Origin of the sequence: Pseudomonas sp. (assembly GCF_017744435.1) — a bacterium.
In the GTDB taxonomy this organism is placed as follows: Bacteria; Pseudomonadota; Gammaproteobacteria; order Pseudomonadales; family Pseudomonadaceae; genus Aquipseudomonas.
Genome location: NZ_JAGIBG010000005.1, coordinates 14,331 through 38,706, shown reverse-complemented (window position 1 = coordinate 38,706; position 24,376 = coordinate 14,331). Strand labels below are relative to the sequence as shown.

The window sequence follows — 24,376 nt, the reverse complement described above, 5'->3', positions numbered from 1 at the left end:
CGAGGGCGCATTGTTGTTTAAATAAGTTCTCTGGCGATGGCTGCCAGATCGTCGAAAATCAGTGTAGTTTCCGCGACGCCTTTTTCCAGGGTCCGCTCACCCTTGCCGGTTTTCACCAACACGGGTTGTGCACCGACGGCCAGGGCGGCCTCCAGGTCACCTTTGCTGTCACCAACAAACCAGACGCCTTCAAGGCCCACCTGGTAATGCTCGGCGATCGCCCGCAGCATGCCAGGCTTGGGCTTGCGGCAATCGCAGCCTTCGTCCGGCCCGTGCGGGCAATACACGATGTGGCCCACCTCGCCGCCCTGCTCGGCCACCAGCGCGCGCAGGCGCGCGTGCATGGCCTCGAGGGTTGCCAGCGAGTAATAGCCACGGGCGATGCCGGACTGGTTGGTGGCCACGGCCACCGTCCAGCCCGCCTTGCTCAACTGCGCGATGGCCTCGACCGAGCCAGGGATCGGGATCCACTCTTCCAGCGTCTTGATGTAGGCGTCGGAGTCTTGGTTGATCACCCCGTCACGATCGAGAATCAGCAGTTTCAAGGCTTACCCCAGCAGCGAAATGTCAGCCACGCCCAGGAACAGGCCGCGCAGGCGGCTGAGCAGGGCATAACGGTTGGCGCGTACCTTGGCGTCTTCGGCGTTGACCATCACCGCCTCGAAGAAGGCGTCGACCGGGTCACGCAGGGCCGCCAGGCGGGCCAGCGATTCGCTGTACTGGCGCGCAGCTGCCATCGGTTGCACAGCCAGGTCGGCCTGCTGGATGGCCGAGTACAGGGAGAACTCGTTGGCGTTGTCGAAGTACTTCGGCTCGACCTGGTCGGCGATGGCGCCTTCGGCCTTGCTCAGCAGGTTCGACACACGCTTGTTCACCGCAGCCAGGGCTTCGGCTTCCGGCAGCTTGCGGAAGGCCTGCACTGCTTGCACGCGCTGGTCGAAGTCCAGGGCAGAAGCCGGCTTCAGGGCACGTACCGACAGGTAGGTGGCAACATCGATGCCTTCGTCTTCGTAGCGTGCACGCAGGCGGTCGAAGATGAACTCCAGCACCTGCTCGGCCAGGCCAGCGGCCTTGACCTTGGCACCGAACTGCTTGACCGCGAACTCGACCGCAGCGCTCAGGTCGAGGTCCAGCTGCTTCTCGATCAGGATGCGCAGCACGCCCAGGGCGGCACGACGCAGGGCATATGGGTCCTTGCTGCCGGTGGGCAGCATGCCGATGCCGAAGATACCGACCAGGGTGTCGAGCTTGTCGGCGATGGCCACGGCAGCACCGGTGAGGGTCTGCGGCAGCTCGGCGCCAGCACCGCGCGGCATGTACTGCTCGTTCAGGGCCAGGGCGACGTCTTCCGGCTCACCGTCGTTGAGCGCGTAGTAGTAGCCGGCAACACCCTGCATTTCAGGGAATTCACCGACCATCTCGGTGGCCAGGTCGCACTTCGACAGCAAACCGGCACGGCCGGCGCGCTGGGTGTCGCCGCCGATCAGCGGGGCGATGAAGGCTGCCAGTTTGGAAACGCGCTCGGCCTTGTCGTAGACAGTGCCCAGCTGGGCCTGGAACACAACGTTCTTCAGGCGCTCGTTGAAGGTTTCCAGCGGCTGCTTCTTGTCCTGCTTGAAGAAGAACTCGGCGTCGGTCAGGCGCGGGCGCACGACCTTTTCGTTACCCTGCACGATCTGCTTGGGGTCACGGCTCTCGACGTTGGCCACGGTAATGAAGCGCGGCAGCAGCTTGCCTTCGCTGTCCAGCAGGCAGAAGTACTTCTGGTTGTCCTGCATGGTGGTGATCAGGGCTTCCTGCGGCACTTCGAGGAAACGCTCCTCGAACGAGCACACCAGCGGCACCGGCCATTCGACCAGGGCAGTCACTTCGTCCAGCAGCGCCGGCGGCACGATGGCGCTGCCTTCCTGCTGCATGGCCAGCTCGGCGGTGCGCTTGCTGATCAGCTCGCGACGCTCGGCGAAGTCGGCCAGCACGTAAGCCTTGCGCAGGTCTTCGACGTAGTTGGCCGGGGTGGTGATGACCACGTTTTCCGGGTGGTGGAAGCGGTGGCCACGGGATTCACGGCCGGCCTTCTGCGACAGGATGGTGCAGTCGACCACCTGGTCGCCAAGCAGCATCACCAGCCACTGGGTCGGGCGCACGAACTCTTCACGGCTGGCGGCCCAGCGCATGCGCTTGGGAATCGGCAGGTCGTTGAGCGAATCCTCGACGATGGTCGGCAGCAGGCTGGCGGTGGCCTTGCCCGGGATGTGCTGGGAGAAGCGCAGCTTGGCGCCGCTCTGGTCGATTTCCGACAGCTCTACGCCGCACTTCTTGGCGAAGCCCAGGGCAGCCTGGGTCGGCTCGCCGTCTTTGAAGGCCGCCTGCATGGGCGGGCCATCGATGTTGATGCTGCGGTCAGGCTGCTGCACGTCCAGCTGGCGGATCAGTACGGCCAGGCGACGCGGCGCGGCGTACACCTGTTTGCTGGTGTAGTTCAGGCCAGCGGCCTGCAGGCCCTTCTCGATGCCGGCCAGGAAGGCGTCGCCGAGGCTGGCCAGGGCTTTCGGTGGCAGCTCTTCGGTGCCCAGTTCTACCAGGAAATCTTGAGCACTCATTGTGCAGCCTCCAGCTTCGCCAACACTTCGTCACGCAGTTCAGGGGTGGCCATCGGGAAGCCCAGGCGTGCGCGGGCTTGCAGATAGCTTTGCGCCACGTCCCGGGCCAGGGTACGTACGCGCAGGATGTAACGCTGGCGCTCGGTTACCGAGATGGCGCGGCGGGCGTCCAGCAGGTTGAAGGTGTGCGAGGCCTTCAGGACCATTTCATAGGTCGGCAGCGGCAGCTCCAGCTTGATCAGGCGGTTGGCTTCGCTTTCATAGAAGTCGAACAGTTCGAACAGCTTCTCGACGTTGGCGTGCTCGAAGTTGTAGGTCGACTGTTCCACCTCGTTCTGGTGGAACACGTCGCCGTAGGTGACCTTGCCGAACGGGCCGTCGGCCCACACCAGGTCGTAGACCGAATCCACGCCCTGGATGTACATGGCCAGGCGCTCGAGGCCGTAGGTGATTTCACCGGTGACCGGGTAGCACTCGATGCCACCAACCTGCTGGAAGTAGGTGAACTGGGTGACTTCCATGCCGTTCAGCCAGATTTCCCAGCCCAGGCCCCAGGCGCCCAGGGTCGGCGACTCCCAGTTGTCTTCGACGAAGCGGATGTCGTGGACCAGCGGGTCGATGCCAATGGCTTTCAGCGAGCCGAGGTACAGCTCCTGGAAGTTGGCCGGGTTCGGCTTCAGGACCACCTGGAACTGGTAGTAGTGCTGCAGGCGGTTGGGGTTTTCGCCATACCGCCCGTCGGCAGGGCGACGGCTAGGCTGCACATAGGCGGCGTTCCAGGTTTCTGGACCCACGGCGCGCAGGAATGTAGCGGTGTGGAAAGTGCCGGCGCCTACTTCCATATCGTAGGGCTGAAGCACCACACAACCTTGAGCTGCCCAGTAGTTTTGCAGGGCGAGGATCAGGTCTTGGAAGGTACGCACGGCTGGCGTAGGCTGGCTCACGAAATTCACCTGTATCTGGGGATGCGGATGTAAAGAGCGGGAGTATAACCTGATTCGCCTCGCCCTCTACTCATTGGAGCCTTATGCCACGCTGCTTTTGGTGTACCGACGATCCGTTGTACCAGGCCTACCACGACCAGGAATGGGGAACGCCACAGCGTGACCCGGCGTTGCTGTTCGAGATGCTTTTGCTCGAAGGGTTCCAGGCGGGGCTTTCATGGATCACCGTTTTACGTAAACGCGAGCGTTATCGCGAGGTGATGCACGGCTTCGATCCGGTGAAACTGGCGGCCATGAGCGACGAACGGATCGAGGAGCTGATGCTCGACGCCGGCATCATCCGCAACCGCCTCAAGCTCAAGGCTGCCCGGCGTAACGCGCAGGCCTGGCTGGCTGTGGATAACCCCGCCGAGTGGCTCTGGTCGTTCGTGGGCGGCGCGCCGAAGATCAACCACTTCCAGGGCCGTGGCGATGTGCCGGCGGTCACCGACGAAGCCAAGGCCATGAGCAAGGCCCTGCAAAAAGCCGGCTTCACCTTCGTCGGCCCGACCATCTGCTACGCCTTCATGCAGGCCACCGGCATGGTCATGGACCACACCACCGATTGCGATCGCTACGCCGCCTTGTTGCGCTGAGGGGTTACAATGCGCGCCTTGCTGAAATAAGGAATTGCCTGTGGAAAAGTTCAAGGGCGCCCTGATGGTCGGGGTGCTGCGTCTGTTTGCCAAGCTGCCCTGGGGCGCTGTGCAGCGCGTCGGCGCCGGTATCGGCTGGCTGATGTGGAAAGTCCCCAACGGCTCGCGAAATGTCGTGCGCATCAACCTGGCCAAGTGCTTCCCGGAGATGGATCCGGTCGAGCGCGAGCAACTGGTCGGCCGTGCACTGAAGGATATCGGCAAATCCTTCGTCGAAAGTGCCTGTGCCTGGATCTGGCCGCCGCAGCGTTCGCTGGAGCTGGTCAAGGAAGTGCACGGCCTGGAAGTGCTGGAGCAGGCCCTGGCCTCGGGCAAGGGCGTGGTTGGCATCACCAGCCACCTGGGCAACTGGGAAGTGCTCAACCACTTCTACTGCAACCAGTGCAAGCCGATCATCTTCTACCGCCCGCCGAAGCTCAAGGCAGTGGATGACCTGCTGCGCGAGCAGCGGGTGCAGATGGGCAACCGCGTGGCGCCTTCGACCAAGGAAGGCATCCTCAGCGTGATCAAGGAAGTGCGCCGCGGTGGCCAGGTGGGGATTCCTGCCGACCCGGAGCCGGCGGAATCGGCGGGGGTGTTCGTGCCGTTCCTGGGCACCCAGGCGCTGACCAGCAAGTTCGTGCCGAATATGCTGGCCGGTGGCAAGGCGGTGGGGGTGTTCCTGCACGCGCTGCGGCTGCCGGACGGGTCGGGCTTCAAGGTGTTCCTGGAAGCGGCGCCGGAAGAGATGTACAGCACTGACGTGAACGTGTCGGCAGCGGCCATGAGCAAGGTGGTCGAGCGTTATGTGCGCGAGTACCCGAGCCAGTACATGTGGAGCATGAAGCGCTTCAAGAAGCGCCCGGCTGGCGAGCCGCGCTGGTATTGAGTTATCCACTGCTCTACTGCAGGCATGAATACCTGTCTGTCAAATTTAGCAGGGGCTCTGTGGGAGCGGGCTTGCCCGCGAAGAAGGCACCGCGGTGCATGGCACCGGCTTCGCCGGTGTTCGCGGGCAAGCCCGCTCCCACAGGGATCGCGTCAGCTTGAAGTTTTGTTGAGCTTTTTCAGGAACACGGTCATCTCTTTCTCGGCCTGTTTGTCACCATGGGCCTGGGCCGCCACGATCCCGTCTTCCCAGGCCTTGCGCGCCGCCGGCAGGTCGCCGACCAGCTGATACGCCTTCCCCAGCAGCTTCCAGGCCGCCGAGTACTTCGGGTCCTGCTCCACGCACCGCGCCAGGTGCACAGCTGCTTCCGCGCCATTGCCCTCGTCCAGCCAGGCCTTGCCCAGGCCAAACCTCAGCAGCGGGTTATCCACACCCTTGGCCAGCATTTTCTCCAGCGATTCACGCATGCCGTCTTCTCCTAGAAGAAACTCAAGCCGACGTGGAACAGCTTCTCCACATCGCGAATGTGCTTTTTATCCACAACGAACAGGATCACATGGTCGCCCGACTCGATCACCGTGTCGTCGTGGGCGATCAGCACTTCCTCGTCGCGGATGATCGCGCCGATGGTGGTGCCCGGTGGCAAGGCGATGTTTTCCACAGCCTTGCCGACCACCTTGCTCGACTTCGAGTCACCGTGCGCCACCGCCTCGATGGCCTCGGCCGCACCGCGGCGCAGCGAGTGCACGCTGACGATATCGCCGCGCCGCACGTGCGCCAGCAAGGTGCCGATGGTGGCCAGCTGCGGGCTGATGGCGATGTCGATATCGCCGCCCTGCACCAGGTCGACATAGGCCGGGTTGTTGATGATGGTCATGACCTTGCCCGCGCCAAGGCGCTTGGCCAGCAGCGACGACATGATGTTGGCTTCGTCGTCGTTGGTCAGGGCCAGGAAGATGTCGGCGTCGGCGATGTTCTCTTCGAGCATCAGGTCCTTGTCCGAGGCGCTGCCCTGCAGTACCACGGTGCTTTCCAGGGTATCGGAGAGGTGCCGGCAGCGTGCCGCGCTCATCTCGATGATCTTCACCTGGTAGCGGCTCTCGATGGCTTCGGCCAAGCGCTCGCCGATCTGCCCGCCGCCGGCGATGACAATGCGCTTGTTGGTCTCGTCGATGCGCCGCAGCTCACCCATCACGGCGCGGATGTCCTTCTTCGCGGCGATGAAGAACACTTCGTCATCGGCTTCGATCACCGTGTCGCCCCGTGGGGTGATCGGCCGGTCGCGGCGGAAGATCGCCGCCACGCGGGTATCGACGTTGGGCATGTGCGCGCGGATCTGGCGCAGCTGCTGGCCCACCAGCGGGCCACCGTAGTAGGCCTTTACCGCCACCAGCTGGGCCTTGCCCTCGGCGAAGTCGATCACCTGCAGCGAGCCTGGGTGTTCGATCAGGCGCTTGATGTAGTTGGTCACCACCTGCTCGGGGCTGATCAGCACGTCGACCGGGATATGGTCGTTGTCGAACAGCTCTTCGCGGGTCAGGTAGGCCGACTCGCGCACCCGGGCGATCTTGGTCGGGGTGTGGAACAGGGTGTAGGCCACCTGGCAGGCGACCATGTTGGTTTCGTCGCTGTTGGTCACCGCCACCAGCATGTCGGCGTCGTCGGCACCGGCCTGGCGCAGCACCGTCGGCAGCGAGCCGCGGCCCTGCACGGTACGGATGTCCAGACGGTCGCCGAGGTCGCGCAGGCGGTCGCCATCGGTGTCGACCACGGTGATGTCGTTGGCTTCGCTGGCCAGGTGTTCCGCCAGCGTACCGCCTACCTGCCCTGCGCCGAGGATGATGATCTTCATCCGCTACTCCCTAACCTTTGTGCTTATCCGCGCGAGGCGGCGATCTTGATCAGCTTGGCATAGTAGAACCCGTCGTGACCGCCCTCCTGGGCCAGCAGCTGGCGGCCGTGGGGCTGGCGCAGGCCGGCTTCGGTGGCCAGGTCCAGCTCACGGGCGCCCGGGGTGCGGGCGAGGAAGGCATCGATCACTTCGGTGTTCTCGGTCGGCAGGCTGGAGCAGGTGGCGTACAGCAGCATGCCGCCCACCTCCAGGGTCGGCCACAGGGCATCGAGCAGCTCGCCTTGCAACGCGGCCAGGGCCGGAATGTCGTCGGCCTGGCGGGTCAGCTTGATGTCCGGGTGGCGGCGGATCACGCCAGTGGCCGAGCACGGCGCATCGAGCAGGATGCGCTGGAACGGCTTGCCGTCCCACCAGCTGGCGGTGTCACGGGCATCGCAGGCGATCAGCTCGGCATCCAGCTGCAGGCGGTCGAGGTTCTCGCGCACCCGGGTCAGGCGCTTGGCTTCGAGGTCGATGGCCGTCATGTGGGCCAGGCCCGGTTCGGCTTCGAGCAGGTGGCAGGTCTTGCCGCCGGGGGCGCAGCAGGCGTCGAGCACGCGCTGGCCGGGGGCCAGTTCGAGCAGGTCGGCGGACAGCTGCGCGGCTTCGTCCTGCACGCTGACCCAGCCTTCGGCGAAGCCTGGCAGGCCGCGAACGTCGCAAGCCTCGGCGAGGACGATGCCGTCACGGCTGTATTGGCAGGCGCTGGCGCCGACGCCGGCCTCGGCCAGCAGCGCCAGGTAGGCGTCGCGGCTGTGATGGCGGCGGTTGACCCGCAGGATCATCGGCGGGTGGGCGTTGTTGGCGGCGCAGATGGCTTCCCACTGCTCCGGCCAGAAGGCCTTCAGCGACTTCTGCAACCAGCGCGGGTGGGCGGTACGCACCACCGGGTCGCGCTCCATGCCGGCGAGCAGCTCCTCGCCTTCGCGTTGGGCGCGGCGCAGCACGGCGTTGAGCAGGCCCTTGGCCCACGGCTTCTTGAGCTTGTCTGCGCAGCCGACCGTTTCGCCGATGGCGGCATGGGCCGGAATGCGGGTGTAGAACAACTGGTACAGGCCGACCAGCAGCAGGGCCTGCACATCGGCATCGGCAGCCTTGAATGGCTTCTGCAGCAGCTGCGCGGCCAGCAGATCCAGGCGTGGCTGCCAGCGGGCAGTCCCGAACGCCAGGTCCTGGGTCAGGCCCCGATCGCGTTCTTCGACCTTGTCCAGCTGTGCCGGCAGCGAGCTGTTCAGCGAAGCCTTGCCACTGAGTACAGCGGCAAGGGCACGGGCGGCGGCGAGGCGTGGGTTCATTGGCCCAGCACCTTGCCGGCGGCGAACATCTCACGGCGGCTGTTGAACAGGTCGCTGAAGTTCAGTGCCTTGCCACCAGGCAGCTGCAGGCGGGTCAGGCTCAGGGCCTGGTCACCGCAGGCGACGACCAGGCCGTCCTTGCTGGCGGAGAGGATCTCGCCCGGGGCGCCCTTGCCTGTGGAGACGTTGGCAGCCAGCACCTTCACGCTCTCGCCATCGAGCGTGCTGTGGCACACCGGCCAAGGGTTGAAGGCACGGATCAGGCGTTCCAGCTCGACGGCCGGGCGGCTCCAGTCGATGCGGGCTTCGTCCTTGTTCAGCTTGTGTGCATAAGTGGCCAGGGCATCGTCCTGGACCTCACCCTGCAGCGAACCGTCTGCCAGGCCGGCGATGGCCTGGACGACAGCGGGTGGGCCCATTTCGGCGAGGCGGTCGTGCAGGCTGCCGCCGGTATCGTCGGCGCTGATCGGGGTGACCACCTTGAGCAGCATCGGCCCGGTATCCAGGCCGGCTTCCATGCGCATCACCGTCACGCCGCTCTCGGCATCGCCGGCTTCCACGGCGCGCTGGATCGGCGCCGCACCGCGCCAGCGGGGCAGCAAGGAGGCGTGGCTGTTGATGCAACCCAGGCGCGGGATGTCGAGGACCACTTGCGGCAAGATCAGGCCGTAGGCGACCACCACCATCAGGTCCGGCTTGAGCGCGGCCAGTTCGGCCTGTGCTTCGGCATTGCGCAGGGTTGGCGGCTGGAACACAGGGATGTCATGGGCCACGGCCAACTGCTTGACCGGGCTCGGCATGAGCTTCTGGCCACGGCCGGCGGGGCGGTCGGGCTGGGTGTAGACGGCCACGATCTCGTACGGGCTGTCGAGCAGGGCCTTGAGGTGTTCGGCGGCAAACTCTGGAGTGCCAGCAAAGACGATGCGCATGGAGTTCTCGCTTGCAAAAAGAAAAAGGCTTGCCGGAGCAAGCCTTCTGGGAGGTGGGGATCAGGCTTGCTGGCGGTGCTGCTTTTCCAGCTTCTTCTTGATCCGGTCGCGCTTGAGCTGCGACAGGTAGTCGACGAACAGCTTGCCGTTGAGGTGATCGAACTCGTGCTGCACGCACACTGCCAGCAGGCCTTCGCATTCCAGCTCGTACGGCTTGCCGTCGCGGTCCTGGGCCTTGACCCGCACACGCAGCGGACGGTCGACGTTCTCGTAGAAGCCCGGGACCGACAGGCAGCCTTCCTGGTACTGGCCCATGTCGTGGGTCAGCTCTTCGACAGTCGGGTTGATGAACACGCGCGGCTCGCTGCGGTCTTCGCTGAGGTCCATGACCACGACCTGCTGATGCACGTTGACCTGGGTGGCGGCCAGGCCGATGCCGGGGGCTTCGTACATGGTTTCAAACATGTCGTCGATCAGCTGACGCAGGGCGTCGTCGAACACCGTTACCGGTTTGGCAATGGTGCGCAGGCGCGGGTCCGGGAATTCGAGAATGTTCAAGATGGCCATAAGGTCAGGCAGTCACTGTGCGGTCGGTTGAAAACTGAGCACACATAATAAAGGGAAACGGCGATTTCAGCACCTGTGAAAGCTCGGCTAGGGTCTTTATAGGCTTGATAGCCGGCAAACGATGGACAGCTTTTCAAAGTGTTACCCACAAACTTATCCACAGGTTGTGCCACGTAGATGGCCCTGTTTCGATCAAGGATGATCCCCATGCCGAATTACCATTCGTCGCCTTGTCCACCTGCCGAACTGGAGGCGCGATTACGCCTGCATCGCTTGCCCGAGACCGGATTGCGACGTTTTCGGACCTTGCTGGAGGCCTTTGGCAGTGCGTCTTCTGCGCTCAGCGCACCCGGCCCTGCCTGGCGCGCGCTGGGTATTCCACAAGCCACCATCGATGCGCGGCGCAGTGCCGAAGTACGTGACGGTGCATTGGCTGCAATGGCCTGGCTAGAGCGTCCGGGCCAGCATTTACTGATGTGGGACGGCCCTGACTACCCGGCACTGCTGGGGGAAATCGACGATGCTCCACCGCTGCTTTTCGTAGCTGGCAATCCGGCACTGCTCGATCGACCCCAGTTGGCCATTGTGGGCAGCAGGCGTGCCACACCCCCCGCGCTCGACACGGCCAGGGCATTTTCCCGCTGCCTGGCGCAGGCCGGTTTCACCATCACCAGCGGGCTGGCCCTGGGCATTGATGGTGCCGCTCATCGGGCGGCACTGGAGGTTGGAGGGGGCACCATTGGGGTGCTCGGCACAGGCTTGCAAAAACTTTATCCACAGCGCCACCGCGACCTTGCGCGGATGATGACCGACATGGGCGGAGCCCTGGTGTCAGAGTATCCGCTCGACGCCGGGCCGTTGCCGGGCAACTTCCCGCGGCGCAATCGCATCATCAGCGGCCTGTCGCTCGGTGTGCTGGTGGTCGAGGCCAGCCTTGCCAGCGGCTCGCTGATCACCGCCCGCCTGGCGGCTGAGCAGGGCCGCGAGGTATATGCGATTCCTGGGTCGATCCACCACCCGGCAGCCAAGGGCTGCCACCAGCTGATCCGCGATGGCGCGCTGCTGGTGGAAAGCGTGGAGCAGATTCTGGAAAGCCTGCGCGGCTGGCAGAACCTGCCACCAGCTGCTGTGGATAAACCGGCACATCCGCTGCTTGCCCTGCTGCATGCCGCACCACAGACTAGCGAGAACCTGGCCCACTTCAGTGACCGGCCGCTGGCCGAGGTGCTGGCGCAGCTGACGGAACTGGAGCTTGAAGGGCGGGTCAGCAATGTCGCCGGGCGTTGGTTTGCCCGCGCCGGCTAAGTACACTGCGCGCAAGCAAGGTTAAAAGGCGGAGAGACGCAAATGGTGAGCAGTTTTCGTGTGCAACAAGCCGCACGTGAGATCCGGGCGGGCGCAGTGATCGCCTACCCGACGGAAGCGGTCTGGGGCCTGGGCTGCGACCCTTGGAACGAGGACGCGGTGTATCGCCTGCTGGCGCTGAAGTCGCGGCCTGTGGATAAAGGGCTGATCCTGATCGCCGACAACATCCGCCAGTTCGACTTTCTGTTCGAGGACTTCCCTGAGGACTGGATCGACCGCATGGGCAGCACCTGGCCCGGGCCGAACACCTGGCTGGTGCCGCACCAGGACCTGTTGCCCGAGTGGGTGACCGGGCAGCATGACACCGTGGCGCTGCGGGTCAGCGATCACCCGGTGGTGCGCGAGCTGTGTGCCTTGGTCGGGCCGTTGATTTCCACCTCCTGCAACCCGGGCGGGCGCCCGGCGGCAAAGACCCGCTTGCGGGTGGAGCAGTATTTCCATGGCCAGCTGGACCTGGTGCTCGGGGGGGCGCTGGGCGGGCGGAAGAATCCGAGTGTGATTCGCAACCTCGCTACTGGTGAGGTCGTTCGTCCGGGCTGATACCGCTGGCGAGGGCTTCGCCCTCGTTTCGCGACACAAGGCCGCTCCTACAAGAACAGCGCAGCTCTCAGCCCTGGCGCTATGCCTGTAGGAGCGGCCTTGTGTCGCGAAAGGGCCGCAAAGCGGCCCCATCAATCGTCAGACGTATTTCTGATTTGCCCGGTCTTGCCAATTGGGAAACTTCCTACTGTCTCTGTCCTAAGTCATCACCTTCCCTGCCGGAACCCCTGCCTCTAGCTTGCTCCCGTCGCAACTCGGCGGGAGCATCCGAAACAATGCCGCTATTCGAAAATGCCGAATATCTGATAAGGGCGAATCTGCAGCAGCTTGCGTCCAACAACCGAGTTAGAGCGGTGGAGATAGGCAGGTTTACCGCAGATCAATTTGAAGCGATCAACAGGCAGAAAGAAGCGCAGGCATTACCGCTGCTTGAGGATCCGGGCATCGTATTCATCGGCAGCCATGCCTACAGAAGCCGGGTGATTCGAGATGGATACACCATTGATGACATGGTTGTGCAAATCAAGGCAGCACTGGCGACGACATCAATCTGGAAAAGCGCAACGCGCATGACCGCTCTTCGCAGCACAATTGGCCGTGATGATGGCTATGGCAATGAGATCTTTGATGAAGCGATCTTTGAACTGACGGCACGCAAACCCAAAGCAGAGCTCTATTCCATCATCCCTAAAGGGGACAGGAACAAGCCCAAAAAATAAAGGCCGCTTAAGCGGCCAAAAGGTAAGGATGCACTCGCCCGGATAACTTGAAACTCAACCGGCGCACCAGTACAACCTCACGAAGAAAGGCTACGCTTCCGAACCCGCGCGGTCAAGCTGGTGGCTTCCCTGCCACATTCCGCTTTCGCTGAAGTCAGGTTTTTCTGAATTTGTCGGAATGACTGTCCAGCTTGCGGTTTGGGAAATATCCTACGACCCGCGTCCCCTGCCATCACCTTCTCAGTGGGAATCTCTGCCTCTAGGCTTCATCCGTCGCCGAACAACTTGGCGATCGGGTGTGGTAACCCGGAGTACGAATTCTGAATGGCAGCCAATGGCGGCTGTGCGCGGGAGGCTTTCGAGCCTGCCGGGTTTGGGATTCGTCCGGTTTACCACCCTGCGTACAGCTGCCTCCCAAGTCGTGTGGTAACGAATTGAGGGCCAGCCTTTAACAGGTGAATCCCTATGATCAAGAAAATCGTCCCCGATCCACCCCTTCCCTGCACCTCTACTCGCTCCTTCGGCCGCTGCGACGCCGGCCATGACCCGCTGTTCACCGTCAACCCGAACATTTCCGCCGAGGACGCTCTGGTCCACGTAGCCCTGTACCTGCGCAGCGCCTACGAAACCGGCTACAAAGCCCTGGATTACATGCGCGAAGAAGGCCGCGGCATGTTCTGGTCGAACCTGCATGCGATTGAAATGGCAGAGGGAGTGGTTGAGGCAATACTCGATGGGATCGAGTCGACCCCGCCACCGACGAACCGATCCTCACAGGCATAGCGCAGCTTTCAGAGCCGACGCAGTACCTGTGGGAGCGGGCGCGTCGAGGCGTCGAACCGCCGCGAACACCGGCAAAGCCGGCGCCATCCACCGCGGTGGCTGCTTCGCGGGCATGCCCGCTCCCACAGGGAACGTGTGTGGCTCAGGGGATTAGTACAGTCGATCCCACAGTCCTGCGCGCCGACAGCTCCGCTTGGGCCTTCGCCGCCTCGCTCAACGGATACCGCTGCTGGATATCCACAACCAGCTTCCCACTGCCAATCATCGCAAACAGGTCATCCGCCATGGCCTGGGTGTTCTCGGCATTGTTGGCATAGGTCGCCAGGGTCGGTCGGGTCACATACAGCGAGCCCTTCTGCGACAGGATCCCCAGGTTCACCCCGCTCACCGCCCCCGAGGCATTGCCGAAGCTCACCATCAACCCGCGCGGCTGCAGGCAGTCCAGCGAGGTCAGCCAGGTGTCGGCACCGACGCCGTCATACACCACCGGGCACTTCTTGCCATCGGTCAGCTCCAGCACCCGCTTGGCCACGTCTTCGCGGCTGTAGTCGATGGTCGCCCACGCCCCCAGCGCCTTGGCCCGCTCGGCCTTTTCGGCGGAGCTGACGGTACCGATCAGCTTGGCGCCCAGGGCCTTGGCCCACTGGCAGGCCAGCGAACCGACGCCACCTGCTGCGGCGTGGAACAGGATCACGTCGCCCGGTTTCACCTCATAGGTCTGCTTCAGCAGGTATTGCACGGTCAGCCCCTTGAGCATCACCGCTGCCGCCTGCTCGAAGCTGATGTTGTCAGGCAGCTTGACCAGGTTGGCCTCCGGCAGCGTATGCACCTCGCTGTAGGCGCCCAGGGGGCCGCCGGCATGGGCCACGCGGTCACCGATCTTCAGCCGGGTCACGCCCTCGCCCACCGCCTCGACCACGCCCGCCGCCTCGGTACCCAGGCCAGAGGGCAAGGATGGCGGTGCGTACAGCCCGCTGCGGAAGTACGTGTCGATGAAGTTCAGGCCGATCGCATGGTTGCGCACACGTACCTGCTGCGGCCCGGGTGGGGCGGGGTCGAATTCCACAAGCTGCAGCACTTCCGGGCCGCCGTGCTGGCTGAACTGGATACGCTTGGCCATCTCGCACTCCTCTTGTCGGGATCGGGAAAAGGCCTTCTATCGGACGCCTTTGCTTGATCGCCGTCAACTGCGGCGCGCGCGCCGGCGGTGGTATGCTACGCGGCGAATTCTTCCCTGCCCGTTCCTGGTGACCCGATGACTAGCCGCACCGAGGCCGTGAAAGCCTACCTGCTCGACCTGCAAGACCGCATCTGCTCTGCCCTCGAAGCCGAAGACGGCGGCGCCCGCTTCGTCGAGGACGCCTGGGTGCGCGAAGCCGGTGGCGGGGGCCGCACGCGGGTGATCGGGGATGGCAAGCTGATCGAGAAAGGCGGGGTCAACTTCTCCCACGTGTTCGGTGCCGGCCTGCCGCCATCGGCCAGCGCCCACCGCCCCGAGCTGGCAGGCCGCGGCTTCGAGGCGCTGGGCGTGTCGCTGGTAATCCACCCGCACAATCCGCATGTGCCGACGTCCCATGCCAATGTGCGTTTCTTCATCGCCGAAAAGGAAGGTGAAGAGGCGGTGTGGTGGTTTGGCGGTGGCTTCGACTTGACCCCTTATTACGGCAACGAAGAAGACTGCATCCATTGGCACCGCGTGGCCGAGCAGGCCTGCGCACCGTTCGGTGCCGACGTGTACCCGCGCTACAAGGCCTGGTGCGACCGCTACTTCCACCTCAAGCACCGCGGCGAGCCGCGTGGCGTTGGCGGGCTGTTCTTCGACGACCTGAACGAGTGGGACTTCGACACCTGCTTTGCGTTCCTGCGTGCCATCGGTGATGCCTACGTCGAGGCCTACCTGCCGATCGTCCAGCGCCGCAAGAACACCCCTTTCACCCCGCAGCAGCGCGAGTTCCAGGAATACCGCCGCGGCCGCTACGTGGAGTTCAACCTGGTCTATGACCGTGGCACGCTGTTCGGCCTGCAGTCTGGTGGCCGTACCGAGTCGATCCTCATGTCGCTGCCGCCACAAGTGCGCTGGGGCTATGACTGGAAGGCTGCGCCTGGCAGCGAGGAAGCGCGCCTGACCGAATACTTCCTGCAGGACCGCGACTGGCTCGGCCAGTAAGCCTGTGGATAAACAAGGAATCGCCATGGACCAGTACGTTGTTTTCGGTAACCCCATCGGCCATAGCAAGTCGCCGCTGATTCACCGCCTGTTCGCCGAACAGACCGGTCAGGACCTGGAATACGCCACGCTGCTGGCACCGCTGGACGAGTTCAGCGATTGCGCGCGCGGCTTCTTCAAGCAAGGCAGCGGCGGCAACGTCACCGTACCGTTCAAGGAAGAGGCCTATCGCCTGTGCGACAGCCTCACCCCGCGTGCCCGGCGCGCGGGTGCGGTGAACACGCTGAGCAAGCTGGCGGACGGCACGCTGCAGGGCGACAACACCGACGGCGCTGGCCTGGTGCGCGACCTGACGGTGAACGCCGGGGTTGAACTGGCCGGCAAGCGCATTCTCATCCTCGGGGCCGGTGGCGCCGTGCGCGGCGTACTGGAGCCGATCCTGGCGCACCAGCCGCAGTCGCTGGTGATTGCCAACCGTACGGTGGAGAAGGCCGAGCAGCTGGCGCGGGAGTTCGATGAACTGGGGCCGGTGGTGGCCAGCGGGTTTGCCTGGTTGCAGGAGCCGGTGGACGTGATCATCAACGCCACCTCGGCGAGCCTGGCGGGTGAGTTGCCGCCGATTGCCGACAGCCTGGTCGAGGCAGGGCGCACGGTGTGCTACGACATGATGTATGGCAAGGAGCCGACGCCGTTCTGCCAGTGGGCTGAGAAGCTGGGTGCGGCCAAGGTGCTGGATGGCTTGGGGATGCTGGCTGAGCAGGCGGCTGAAGCCTTCTTCATCTGGCGCGGGGTGCGGCCGGATACGGCGCCGGTTCTTGCTGAGCTGCGCCGGCAACTCGCTCGGGGCTGATCTCTTCCAGGATTGCACGATACCTCTGTGGGAGCGGGCTTGCCCCGCGAACACCGGCGAAGCCGGTGCCATGCACCGCGTTGCCTTCTTCGCGGGGCAAGCCCGCTCCCACAGGAGATATACACAGGCTCGGTAATCAGAGCCTGGCTTTGACGGCCTCCAGGGCTTCGCCATCAGCCTTGGTGGTTACCCCCGCCAACCACCCTTCCAGCCTCTCGGGGTGCTGCTTCACCCAAGCCTTGGCCGCCTCATCGAAGCTGATCTTCTTGTCCACAACCTCGGCCATGATGGTGTTTTCCATGTCCAGGGTGAAACTCAGGTTACCCAGCAGCTTCGCTGCATTTGGGCAGGCTTGTGGATAACCCTTGCGGGTCAGCGTGTACACCTCGCCCTTGCTGCCGAACCACTGCTCCCCGCCCGTCAGGTAGTGCATCTTCAGCTTCACGTTCATCGGGTGCGGCGTCCAGCCGAGGAAGGTGATGAACTGCTGTTTCTTCACCGCCCTGTCCACCTGCGTCAGCATCGCCTGCTCGCTGGACTCCACCAGCTTCCACTGGCCCAGGTTGAACTCGTTCTTGTCGATGATTTCCTTCAGCGACAGGTTCGCTGGCGCACCGGAGCCGATGCCGTACAGCTTCTTGTCGAACTGGTCAGCGTGCTTCTGCAGGTCGGCAAAATCCTTCACCCCGGCATTCCATACGTAATCCGGTACCGCCAGGGTGAACTCGGTGCCTTCCAGGTTGCGCGACAGCTGCTGCACATCGCCATTGGCGATGAACTTGTCATGGAAGCCCTGCTGCGCTGGCATCCAGTTGCCGAGGAAGGCATCGACCCGGCCATCCTTGAGGCCGCCGTAGATGATCGGTACCGCCAGGCTGTCGATCTTCACCTGGTAGCCCAGGCTTTCCAGCAGCAGCCGGGCGACGGCGTTGGTCGAGGCGATGTCGCTCCAGCCGGGGTCGGCCATCTTCACGGTGCTGCATTGTGCGTCGCCGTCGGCGGCGTGGGCCGTGGCGGTGGCCAGACCCAGAGGCAGAGCCAGGGCGAATACGACGGTGGAGAATTTGTGCATGGCGGCCTCTCTTCTCAATCCATGGGGGCGGGCTGTGGATAACGTGCCTTGCGCTCGAGGTCGTCGAGATCGATGTGGTTGCGCATGTACTGTTGGCTGGCGTCCACCAGCGGTTGGTGGTCCCAGCTTTTCAGCTTGCCGATGGCCAGCGCCTCGGCCACCAGGCGGCGGCGGCGCTGGCTGGCCAGCACTTGCTGGCGCAGGCCGGGAATATCCCAACGCTGCTGTGCTTCATCGACAAATGCCTGCAGCAGCGCCTGGTGGTCCGGGCTGCCGGTGAGATTCTCCCGCTCGTGCGGGTCGCGGCTCAGGTCATAGAGTAGGCAAGGGTCGTCTTCGCTGTACACGAACTTGTACGGCCCACGGCGAATCATCATCAGCGGGCCGACGGTGCCTTCGGCCATGTATTCGCCGATCACCTCGTCGTGGCCGCCCTGCCCTTGCAGGTGGCCGAGCAGTGAGCGGCCGTCCAGGTGCAGATGGTTATCCACAGCGCCACCGGCCAGTTCGACCAGGGTCGGCAGCAGGTCGCAGGTCGACACCGAGGCAGCCACCCTGCTCGGTGCAAAGCGTTTGGGGGCGTGAACCAGCAGCGGGACGCGTGCCGACATCTCGAACCAGTGCATCTTGTACCAGAGGCCACGCTCGCCCAGCATGTCGCCGTGGTCGCCGGAGAACACGATCAGGGTGTCGTCGGCCAGGTTGCATTCCTCCAGGGTCTGCAGCAACTGGCCGATGTTGTCGTCGATGTAGCTGCAGGCGCCGAAGTAGGCGCGGCGGGCGTCGCGGATCTTGTCCACAGGCAGCGGCTTGTTCCACAGGTCATAGACCTTGAGCAGGCGTTGCGAGTGGGGGTCGAGTTCTGCCTGGCTGAACTCGGTACGGGGCATGGGGATATCCACAGCCTCGTAGCGATCCCAGTAGCGTTTGGGGATGGTGTACGGGTCGTGCGGGTGAGTCATGGACACGGTCAGGCAGAACGGCCGGCCATCGTTTTCGCGCACGTGGTCGTAGAGGTACTGGCGCGCCTTGAACACGACCTCCTCGTCGAAGTCCAGCTGGTTGGTGCGTACGCAGGGCCCGGCCTGCAGCACCGAGGACATGTTGTGGTACCAGCTCGGGCGCACGTCTGGCTCATCCCAGTTCACCGCCCAACCGTAGTCAGCGGGGTAGATGTCGCTGGTCAGGCGCTCCTCGTAGCCGTGCAACTGGTCCGGGCCGCAGAAATGCATCTTGCCCGACAGTGCGGTGCGGTAACCCAGGCGGCGCAAGTAGTGTGCATAAGTCGGCACGTCGGCGGGGAAATCGGCTGCGTTGTCGTAGGCGCCGATACGGCTTGGCAGCTGGCCGCTGACCAGGGTGAAGCGTGACGGTGCACACAGTGGGCTGTTGCAGTAGGCCGAATCGAACACCACCGCCTGCTCGGCGAGGCGGCTCAGGTGGGGCATCTGGATAGGCGAAGGACCATGGATTGGCAGCAAGGGCGCGGCCATCTGGTCGGCCATGATGAACAGGATATTCGGGCGCGTCATGGTGGCTTCCATCGTTGAGGGTTATGCGAACTGCTTGCCTACCAAGATGCGACTGTGGATAACATGGGTAAAGCCCATCGCGGGCAATGTCTGGGATTAGCTGAGCTTATGTTTGACCACCTTGCCGAGTTGTCGCTGGATGCGTTGCGCGTATTCGAGGCTGCGGCCCGCTTGCGTGGCTTTACCGCAGCGGCATTGGAGCTGGGCACCACTCAGCCTGCGGTGAGCCAGCAGGTGAAGCGCCTGGAGGCGCAACTGGGCACCCGCCTGTTCGACCGGATCTACCGTGGCATCGGGCTGACCGAGGCGGGCCAGCTGCTGTTCGAGCAGGTGCACCAAGGTCTGCAGGCCATGGATGACGGCATTGCCCAGGCCAGTGGCCGTGGCCAGCGTGAAGTACTGCAGGTGGCTACTGACTTTGCCTTCGCGGCGTTCTGGCTGATGCCACGGCTGCAGCGCTTTCACGAGGCTTATCCACAGGTCGATGTAAGCCTGGTGACCGGTGAGCGCAGCCAGGGGATGCTGCGCCCGGATATCGATGTGGCGGTGCTGTTTGGCGACGGACGCTTCCATCAGGGCGAGAGCCGCTGGCTGTTCGACGAGGAGGTTTTCCCGGTTTGCAGTCCGCGACTGATTCATGGCAAACCCTTGTCGGCCGAGGCTTTGCAACGATTGCCGTTGCTTCATTTGCGCGGTGAGCAGGCTAGCCGCTGGTTTGACTGGGCGGGGGTGTTTCGCGGGTTTGGTGTGGCCGCTGCGCCGCCGGCGGGGCAGCTGCGTTTCGACAACTACACCCTGCTGATCCAGGCGGCCATTGCCGGCCAGGGCGTGGCGATTGGCTGGGGGCATCTGGTGGATGGCCTGGTGGAGCAAGGGTTGCTGTGCAGGCCGCTGGAGGGCAGCTTGCGCTCGGCAAGGGGGTATTACGCGGTGCTGCCGCCGCGCAAGCGGCGTGGGGTGTTGATCGAGCGGTTTGTGGATTGGCTGGAGCAAGAGCGCAGCCTGTGACATCCCCGGGGCCGCTTTGCGGCCCTTTCGCGACACAAGGCCGCTCCCACAAAAGACCTGCGTACGCCGACCGATGTGGGAGCGGCCTTGCGTCGCGAAAGGGCTGCGCAGCAGCCCCGGCAATCTAGACCACAAAGTTCAGATGTTCGCCCTGGTGCAAGTCCAGCTCCAGCATATCAATCATCCCCGCCGCCACCCGTGCCGACCCAACCTCTGGCAGTGTTGGCGGCATGTTGATCAGGGTCCAGCGCAACGAGCTGCGCTGCAGCCTATCGACCACTTCATTCACCGCTTCACGCTGTTCTTCGCTGTACATCCCGGGCGCATCCAGCACATCAAAATCGCCTACCAGCAACAGCCGGCGTATAGTCGTGCGGGCCAGCCCGGCCACCAGCGCTCCGCTCGCCCGCGCTTGCGCCGGCAGATCACCCGGTGCCAGCAGGGCAATCACCGCCGAGCCCCCTGCCGCACCCTGTTCCGCCTGGTCGGCATCGTCCAGCCCGCCTATCTTGAAATGCAGGCCAGGGCGAGGCGCATGGCGGTTGAGGTCGTCGACCACCGCAATGACTTCATGCTGGCGCGCCAGCAGTTCGATCATCAGGGCATTGCCCAGGCTGCTTTCAGCCCCGAACAACACCAGTTTGAACACTGGGGTTTCGGCATTTTTCACCGCATCACTCCCTTTGCAGGTGGGGGTGAAGATTGGACCGCAATCAGGAGTTATCGTGCAGAGGATCAAGGGTTATCACGCCCACGTGTACTACGACGCATCCACTATCGAGCAGGCCCGTGAGCTTTGCGAGGAAGCGGCGCGGCTGTTTCCCGTGACCATGGGGCGCATGCACCAGAAACCGGTCGGACCGCACCCGGACTGGAGCTGTCAGCTGGCTTTCGAGCCGGAGTTCGTGGGGGTGGTGTTGCCTTGGTTGGCGCTGTATCGGAAGGGCTTGGTGGTGTTTCTGCATCCGCTGACCGGGGATGAGCTGGCGGACCACCGGGATCATGCGATCTGGATGGGGGCTGTGCGGCCTTTGAATTTGTCGATTTTTGGCGGGTAGAGCGCAGTAGCCTGTGCTGGCCTCTTCGCGGGCGCGCCCGCGAAAAAGGCGACGCGGATCAGCGGCGGGCGCCGCGCACGCCCTCAGCCAGTGCCGAGCACAGGCTCAATACATCGCTCACTGCCTGACCGGCATCCTTGGCCTGGGCAATCTTGTCGACCAGCGCCGAACCGACAACTACACCATCGGCCAAGCGGGCGATCGCGGCGGCCTGCTCCGGTGTACGAATACCGAAACCAACGCTGATCGGCAGGTCGGTATGCCGACGCAGGCGGGCAATTGCCTCGGTCACGTGTTCGGTAGTCGCGGAACCGGCACCGGTCACACCCGCCACCGACACGTAGTAGACGAACCCGGAGCTGCGCTCCAGCACACGCGGCAGGCGCGCATCGTCGGTGGTCGGGGTGGTCAGGCGGATGAAGTCGATGCCTGCGGCCTGTGCCGGGGTGGCCAGCTCGGCGTCGTGCTCAGGTGGCAGGTCGACGATGATCAGGCCATCGACGCCGGCAGCCTTGGCCTCGGCAACGAACTTGTCCACACCGAAGCGGTGAATCGGGTTGTAGTAACCCATCAGCACGATCGGCGTGGCGTGGTTATCCACACGGAATTCGCGAACCATCTGCAGGGTCTTGGCCAGGGTCTGGCCGGCCTCCAGGGCGCGCAGGGTGGCGAGCTGGATGGCCACGCCATCGGCCATCGGGTCGGTGAACGGCATGCCCAGTTCGATCACATCGGCGCCGGCTGCCGGCAGGCCCTTGAGGATCTGCAGCGAAGCGTCATAGCCCGGGTCGCCAGCAGTGACGAAGGTGACCAGCGCGGAGCGGCCTTCGGCCTTCAGTTCGGCGAAGCGTTGTTCAAGACGGCTCATGCCTGTTTCTCCTGGGCTGCCATGTGGTTCATCACGGTTTGCATGTCTTTGTCGCCGCGGCCGGACAGGCAGATCACCATCAGGTGGTCTTTAGGCAGGTTCGGTGCGCGCTTGATCGCTTCGGCCAGGGCGTGGGAGCTTTCCAGGGCCGGGATGATGCCTTCCAGGCGGCAGGTGGCGTGGAACGCATCCAGTGCTTCGTCGTCGGTGATGCTGACGTACTCGACGCGCTTCACTTCGTGCAGGTAGGCGTGCTCCGGGCCGATGCCCGGGTAGTCGAGGCCGGCGGAAATCGAGTGGGCGTCGGTGATCTGGCCGTCTTCGTCTTGCAGCAGGTAGGTGCGGTTGCCGTGCAGCACACCGGGTACGCCGCCGTTCAGGCTGGCGGCGTGCTTGTCGGTGTGCACGCCGTGGCCGCCAGCTTCGACGCCGATGATCTGCACGCTCGGCTCTTCGAGGAACTCATGGAACAAGCCCATGGCGTTGGAGCCACCGCCGACGCAGGCGATCAGGCTGTCCGGCAGGCGGCCTTCCTTCTCTTGCAACTGGGCGCGGGTTTCCTTGCCGATGATCGACTGGAAGTCGCGGACCATTGCCGGGTACGGGTGCGGGCCGGCCACGGTGCCGATCAGGTAGAAGGTGTCGTCGACGTTGGTGACCCAGTCGCGCAGGGCTTCGTTCATGGCGTCTTTCAGGGTGCCGGTGCCGGCGGTGACCGGAACGATTTCGGCACCCAGCAGTTTCATGCGGAACACGTTGGCCTGCTGACGCTCGATGTCGGTGGCGCCCATATAGATCACGCAAGGCAGGCCGAAGCGCGCAGCGACAGTGGCGGTGGCCACGCCGTGCATGCCGGCGCCGGTTTCGGCGATCAGGCGCTTCTTGCCCATGCGCTTGGCCAGCAGCACCTGGCCGATGCAGTTGTTCACCTTGTGCGCGCCGGTGTGGTTGAGCTCTTCACGCTTGAAGAAGATCTTCGCGCCGCCGCAGTGCTCGGTCAGGCGCTCGGCGAAGTACAGCGGATTCGGGCGGCCGATGTAGTCGCGCTGGAAGTAGGCGAGTTCTTCGAGGAACTTGGGGTCGGCCTTGGCCGCTTCGTATTCGCGGGCCAGGTCCAGCACCAGCGGCATCAGGGTTTCAGCCACGTAGCGGCCGCCGAACGAGCCGAACAGGCCGTTGGCGTCGGGGCCGGGACGGTATTGGGACTGGGTCATGGGGCGCTCCAGGGCGTAATCGATGAGTGATGGGCTTTACTCTAACCACGGCAAGCCCGGCTGAAAACCGATAAGATTGCGCAAACTTGTCAGAAAAACTCACAGGTAAAATGGCCCACGACCTCCCTCCCCTCAACGCCCTGCGGGCCTTCGAGGCCACTGCCAGGCTCAACAGCGTCAGCCAGGCGGCCGAAGCGCTGCACGTCACCCATGGCGCCGTCAGCCGACAGATCAAGGTGCTTGAAGAGCACCTGGGCGTGGCCCTGTTCGTCAAGGACGGGCGTGGCATCAAACTCACAGATGCCGGCATGCGCCTGCGTGACGCCAGCGGCGAGGCGTTCGACCGCCTGCGCAGTGTGTGCGCCGAGTTGAGCCGGGATGTGAGCGAGGCGCCGTTCGTGCTGGGGTGTTCCGGAAGCCTGCTGGCGCGCTGGTTCATCCCCCGGTTGGGGCGCTTGAAGGCTGACCTGCCCGAATTGCGCCTGCACCTGTCGGCGGGTGAAGGTGACCTCGATCCGCGTCGGCCTGGGCTGGATGCGTTGCTGGTGTATGCCGAACCGCCATGGCCTGCGGACATGCAGGTCCACGTGCTGGCGCAAGAGCGCATCGGCCCGGTGCTGAGCCCGCACTTCGCCGGCTTCGACCGCTTGCAGGCGGCACCCGCCAAGGCTCTGCTGGACGAAGCCCTGCTGCATACCACCTCACGCCCGCAGGCTTGGCCAACCTGGGCTTCTGAACAAGGACTGGAAGCTAGCGCGTTGAAATACGGCCAGGCGTTCGAGCATCTGTATTACTTGCTGGAGGCGGCGGTTGCCGGCCTGGGGGTTGCGATCGCCCCACAACCCTTGGTTGCCGACGACCTGCGAGCCGGGCGTCTGAGTGCGCCGTGGGGCTTTTCGCCAACCCCGGCCGCGCTGGCGTTGTGGGTGCCTCGGCGCGCCGCAGACGGGCGCGCCGAGCAACTGGCGCAGTGGCTACGCGCCGAACTGGCCAGGCAGAGCGCTTAGTTGCGCTTGCACAGCAGGTACGCCGCCAGCAGGCCCAGCGCGCCAATGGCAACGCCTGCGGTGGTGTACGGGTGCTCCTGGGCGTAGTCGCGGGTGGCGATGCCGGTCTGGCGGGTGCGCTCTTTCACTTCCTCATAGGCATCGCTGATCAGGCTGCGCGAATGGCGCAGCGCGCTTTCGGCGTTGCTGCGCATCGCCTTCACTGACTTCTGGGTTTCCTCGGAGGCATCGTGCTTCAGGTTCTCCAGGCTTTTCAGGAGGCTTTCGATCTCCGCTTCCATGCTTTCCAGGGACGTTTTACGCAGCGAGTTGCGGTGCATGTTGACTCTCCTTTGCAGTATGGACTGTAAGGATTGCGACCCCCCGGCTGCGGGAAAGTGCGATCGAACTTTACCGAACGGCGG

General features: G+C 64.1%; 26 protein-coding genes. 11 read left to right on the top strand and 15 right to left on the bottom strand.

What is annotated here, in order from left to right; translation table 11 throughout:
• Nucleotides 1-17: 17 nt before the first annotated feature.
• The 3 genes from gmhB to glyQ are packed head-to-tail and all read right to left on the bottom strand — an operon-like array spanning nucleotide 18 to nucleotide 3,544.
• Complete coding sequence (gmhB, locus tag J7573_RS05510; protein ID WP_294326940.1) at nucleotides 18-545, bottom strand: D-glycero-beta-D-manno-heptose 1,7-bisphosphate 7-phosphatase; 528 nt, start codon at nucleotides 543-545, stop codon at nucleotides 18-20.
• 3 nt (nucleotides 546-548) lie between these two features.
• Nucleotides 549-2,600, bottom strand: coding sequence for a glycine--tRNA ligase subunit beta (glyS, locus tag J7573_RS05505; RefSeq protein WP_294326938.1), 2,052 nt, complete (start codon nucleotides 2,598-2,600; stop codon nucleotides 549-551).
• Nucleotides 2,597-3,544, bottom strand: a complete 948-nt coding sequence (gene glyQ, locus J7573_RS05500; protein WP_060507781.1) for a glycine--tRNA ligase subunit alpha — start codon at nucleotides 3,542-3,544, stop codon at nucleotides 2,597-2,599. The genes glyS and glyQ overlap by 4 nt, the downstream gene beginning before the upstream one ends.
• 83 nt (nucleotides 3,545-3,627) lie before the next feature.
• On the opposite strand from glyQ, the gene J7573_RS05495 reads away from it, so the two are divergent.
• Nucleotides 3,628-4,179 carry a DNA-3-methyladenine glycosylase I gene (locus J7573_RS05495; protein WP_294326936.1) on the top strand — a complete coding sequence of 184 codons (552 nt, stop codon included), beginning with the start codon at nucleotides 3,628-3,630 and terminating at the stop codon, nucleotides 4,177-4,179.
• A gap of 40 nt (nucleotides 4,180-4,219) precedes the next feature.
• Complete coding sequence (locus J7573_RS05490; RefSeq protein WP_085676573.1) at nucleotides 4,220-5,107, top strand: lysophospholipid acyltransferase; 888 nt, start codon at nucleotides 4,220-4,222, stop codon at nucleotides 5,105-5,107.
• A 152-nt stretch (nucleotides 5,108-5,259) separates the two neighbouring features.
• On the opposite strand, the gene J7573_RS05485 is transcribed toward J7573_RS05490, so the two are convergent.
• Genes J7573_RS05485 through def form a run of 5 tightly spaced genes read right to left on the bottom strand, consistent with a single transcriptional unit; the run spans nucleotide 5,260 to nucleotide 9,789 of the window.
• Nucleotides 5,260-5,574: a tetratricopeptide repeat protein gene (locus J7573_RS05485; RefSeq protein ID WP_294326933.1), complete on the bottom strand. Its 315-nt coding sequence runs from the start codon at nucleotides 5,572-5,574 to the stop codon at nucleotides 5,260-5,262.
• A gap of 11 nt (nucleotides 5,575-5,585) precedes the next feature.
• Nucleotides 5,586-6,959 (bottom strand): Trk system potassium transporter TrkA, encoded by a 1,374-nt coding sequence (gene trkA, locus J7573_RS05480; protein ID WP_294326932.1) that lies wholly within the window; start codon nucleotides 6,957-6,959, stop codon nucleotides 5,586-5,588.
• Between the two features lie 23 nt (nucleotides 6,960-6,982).
• Nucleotides 6,983-8,293: a 16S rRNA (cytosine(967)-C(5))-methyltransferase RsmB gene (rsmB, locus tag J7573_RS05475; RefSeq protein WP_294326930.1), complete on the bottom strand. Its 1,311-nt coding sequence runs from the start codon at nucleotides 8,291-8,293 to the stop codon at nucleotides 6,983-6,985.
• Nucleotides 8,290-9,222, bottom strand: coding sequence for a methionyl-tRNA formyltransferase (gene fmt, locus J7573_RS05470; protein ID WP_294326929.1), 933 nt, complete (start codon nucleotides 9,220-9,222; stop codon nucleotides 8,290-8,292). The genes rsmB and fmt overlap by 4 nt, the downstream gene beginning before the upstream one ends.
• Before the next feature lie 60 nt (nucleotides 9,223-9,282).
• The gene (gene def / locus J7573_RS05465) at nucleotides 9,283-9,789 is read right to left on the bottom strand and encodes a peptide deformylase (RefSeq protein WP_003260000.1); all 507 of its coding nucleotides are present in this window, start codon (nucleotides 9,787-9,789) and stop codon (nucleotides 9,283-9,285) included.
• A gap of 207 nt (nucleotides 9,790-9,996) precedes the next feature.
• Here def and dprA point away from each other — a divergent pair, with 207 nt between their 5' ends.
• The 4 genes from dprA to J7573_RS05445 all read left to right on the top strand — a co-directional run bounded on the left by dprA (nucleotide 9,997) and on the right by J7573_RS05445 (nucleotide 13,196).
• Complete coding sequence (dprA, locus tag J7573_RS05460) at nucleotides 9,997-11,094, top strand: DNA-processing protein DprA (protein WP_294326912.1); 1,098 nt, start codon at nucleotides 9,997-9,999, stop codon at nucleotides 11,092-11,094.
• 42 nt (nucleotides 11,095-11,136) lie between these two features.
• Complete coding sequence (locus J7573_RS05455; RefSeq protein ID WP_011953122.1) at nucleotides 11,137-11,694, top strand: L-threonylcarbamoyladenylate synthase; 558 nt, start codon at nucleotides 11,137-11,139, stop codon at nucleotides 11,692-11,694.
• 275 nt (nucleotides 11,695-11,969) lie between these two features.
• Nucleotides 11,970-12,413, top strand: a complete 444-nt coding sequence (locus J7573_RS05450; protein WP_294326898.1) for a hypothetical protein — start codon at nucleotides 11,970-11,972, stop codon at nucleotides 12,411-12,413.
• Nucleotides 12,414-12,878: 465 nt separating this feature from the next.
• Nucleotides 12,879-13,196, top strand: coding sequence for a hypothetical protein (locus J7573_RS05445; protein ID WP_294326896.1), 318 nt, complete (start codon nucleotides 12,879-12,881; stop codon nucleotides 13,194-13,196).
• A gap of 142 nt (nucleotides 13,197-13,338) precedes the next feature.
• On the opposite strand, the gene J7573_RS05440 is transcribed toward J7573_RS05445, so the two are convergent.
• Entirely contained in the window at nucleotides 13,339-14,316 is a 978-nt protein-coding gene (locus tag J7573_RS05440; protein ID WP_294326894.1) for an NADPH:quinone reductase, read from the bottom strand.
• A 135-nt stretch (nucleotides 14,317-14,451) separates the two neighbouring features.
• On the opposite strand from J7573_RS05440, the gene hemF reads away from it, so the two are divergent.
• Both hemF and aroE read left to right on the top strand, forming a co-directional pair.
• Nucleotides 14,452-15,363, top strand: a complete 912-nt coding sequence (hemF, locus tag J7573_RS05435; RefSeq protein WP_294326893.1) for an oxygen-dependent coproporphyrinogen oxidase — start codon at nucleotides 14,452-14,454, stop codon at nucleotides 15,361-15,363.
• A gap of 25 nt (nucleotides 15,364-15,388) precedes the next feature.
• A complete protein-coding gene (gene aroE / locus J7573_RS05430; protein ID WP_294326891.1) occupies nucleotides 15,389-16,213 on the top strand; it encodes a shikimate dehydrogenase in 825 nt (274 codons plus the stop codon).
• 136 nt (nucleotides 16,214-16,349) lie between these two features.
• On the opposite strand, the gene choX is transcribed toward aroE, so the two are convergent.
• Both choX and betC read right to left on the bottom strand, forming a co-directional pair.
• Nucleotides 16,350-17,285 carry a choline ABC transporter substrate-binding protein gene (gene choX / locus J7573_RS05425; RefSeq protein ID WP_294326889.1) on the bottom strand — a complete coding sequence of 312 codons (936 nt, stop codon included), beginning with the start codon at nucleotides 17,283-17,285 and terminating at the stop codon, nucleotides 16,350-16,352.
• Nucleotides 17,286-17,299: 14 nt separating this feature from the next.
• Complete coding sequence (gene betC, locus J7573_RS05420) at nucleotides 17,300-18,817, bottom strand: choline-sulfatase (protein WP_294326887.1); 1,518 nt, start codon at nucleotides 18,815-18,817, stop codon at nucleotides 17,300-17,302.
• A 108-nt stretch (nucleotides 18,818-18,925) separates the two neighbouring features.
• On the opposite strand from betC, the gene J7573_RS05415 reads away from it, so the two are divergent.
• The gene (locus tag J7573_RS05415) at nucleotides 18,926-19,825 is read left to right on the top strand and encodes a LysR family transcriptional regulator (RefSeq protein WP_294326885.1); all 900 of its coding nucleotides are present in this window, start codon (nucleotides 18,926-18,928) and stop codon (nucleotides 19,823-19,825) included.
• A 124-nt stretch (nucleotides 19,826-19,949) separates the two neighbouring features.
• On the opposite strand, the gene J7573_RS05410 is transcribed toward J7573_RS05415, so the two are convergent.
• Nucleotides 19,950-20,495, bottom strand: coding sequence for an NAD(P)H-binding protein (locus tag J7573_RS05410; RefSeq protein ID WP_294326883.1), 546 nt, complete (start codon nucleotides 20,493-20,495; stop codon nucleotides 19,950-19,952).
• Nucleotides 20,496-20,550: 55 nt separating this feature from the next.
• Here J7573_RS05410 and J7573_RS05405 point away from each other — a divergent pair, with 55 nt between their 5' ends.
• Nucleotides 20,551-20,883 carry a DOPA 4,5-dioxygenase family protein gene (locus J7573_RS05405; RefSeq protein WP_103448362.1) on the top strand — a complete coding sequence of 111 codons (333 nt, stop codon included), beginning with the start codon at nucleotides 20,551-20,553 and terminating at the stop codon, nucleotides 20,881-20,883.
• A 58-nt stretch (nucleotides 20,884-20,941) separates the two neighbouring features.
• Here the strand turns inward: J7573_RS05405 and trpA are convergent, their stop codons facing one another.
• Nucleotides 20,942-21,751, bottom strand: a complete 810-nt coding sequence (trpA, locus tag J7573_RS05400) for a tryptophan synthase subunit alpha (RefSeq protein WP_294326879.1) — start codon at nucleotides 21,749-21,751, stop codon at nucleotides 20,942-20,944.
• On the bottom strand, nucleotides 21,748-22,965 hold the full coding sequence (gene trpB / locus J7573_RS05395; protein ID WP_085676592.1) for a tryptophan synthase subunit beta: 1,218 nt from the start codon (nucleotides 22,963-22,965) through the stop codon (nucleotides 21,748-21,750). The genes trpA and trpB overlap by 4 nt, the downstream gene beginning before the upstream one ends.
• Nucleotides 22,966-23,075: 110 nt before the next feature.
• Here trpB and J7573_RS05390 point away from each other — a divergent pair, with 110 nt between their 5' ends.
• Complete coding sequence (locus J7573_RS05390; RefSeq protein WP_294326876.1) at nucleotides 23,076-23,972, top strand: LysR family transcriptional regulator; 897 nt, start codon at nucleotides 23,076-23,078, stop codon at nucleotides 23,970-23,972.
• Here the strand turns inward: J7573_RS05390 and J7573_RS05385 are convergent.
• The gene (locus J7573_RS05385; protein ID WP_027917148.1) at nucleotides 23,969-24,292 is read right to left on the bottom strand and encodes a DUF883 family protein; all 324 of its coding nucleotides are present in this window, start codon (nucleotides 24,290-24,292) and stop codon (nucleotides 23,969-23,971) included. The genes J7573_RS05390 and J7573_RS05385 overlap by 4 nt on opposite strands.
• Nucleotides 24,293-24,376: the final 84 nt, after the last annotated feature.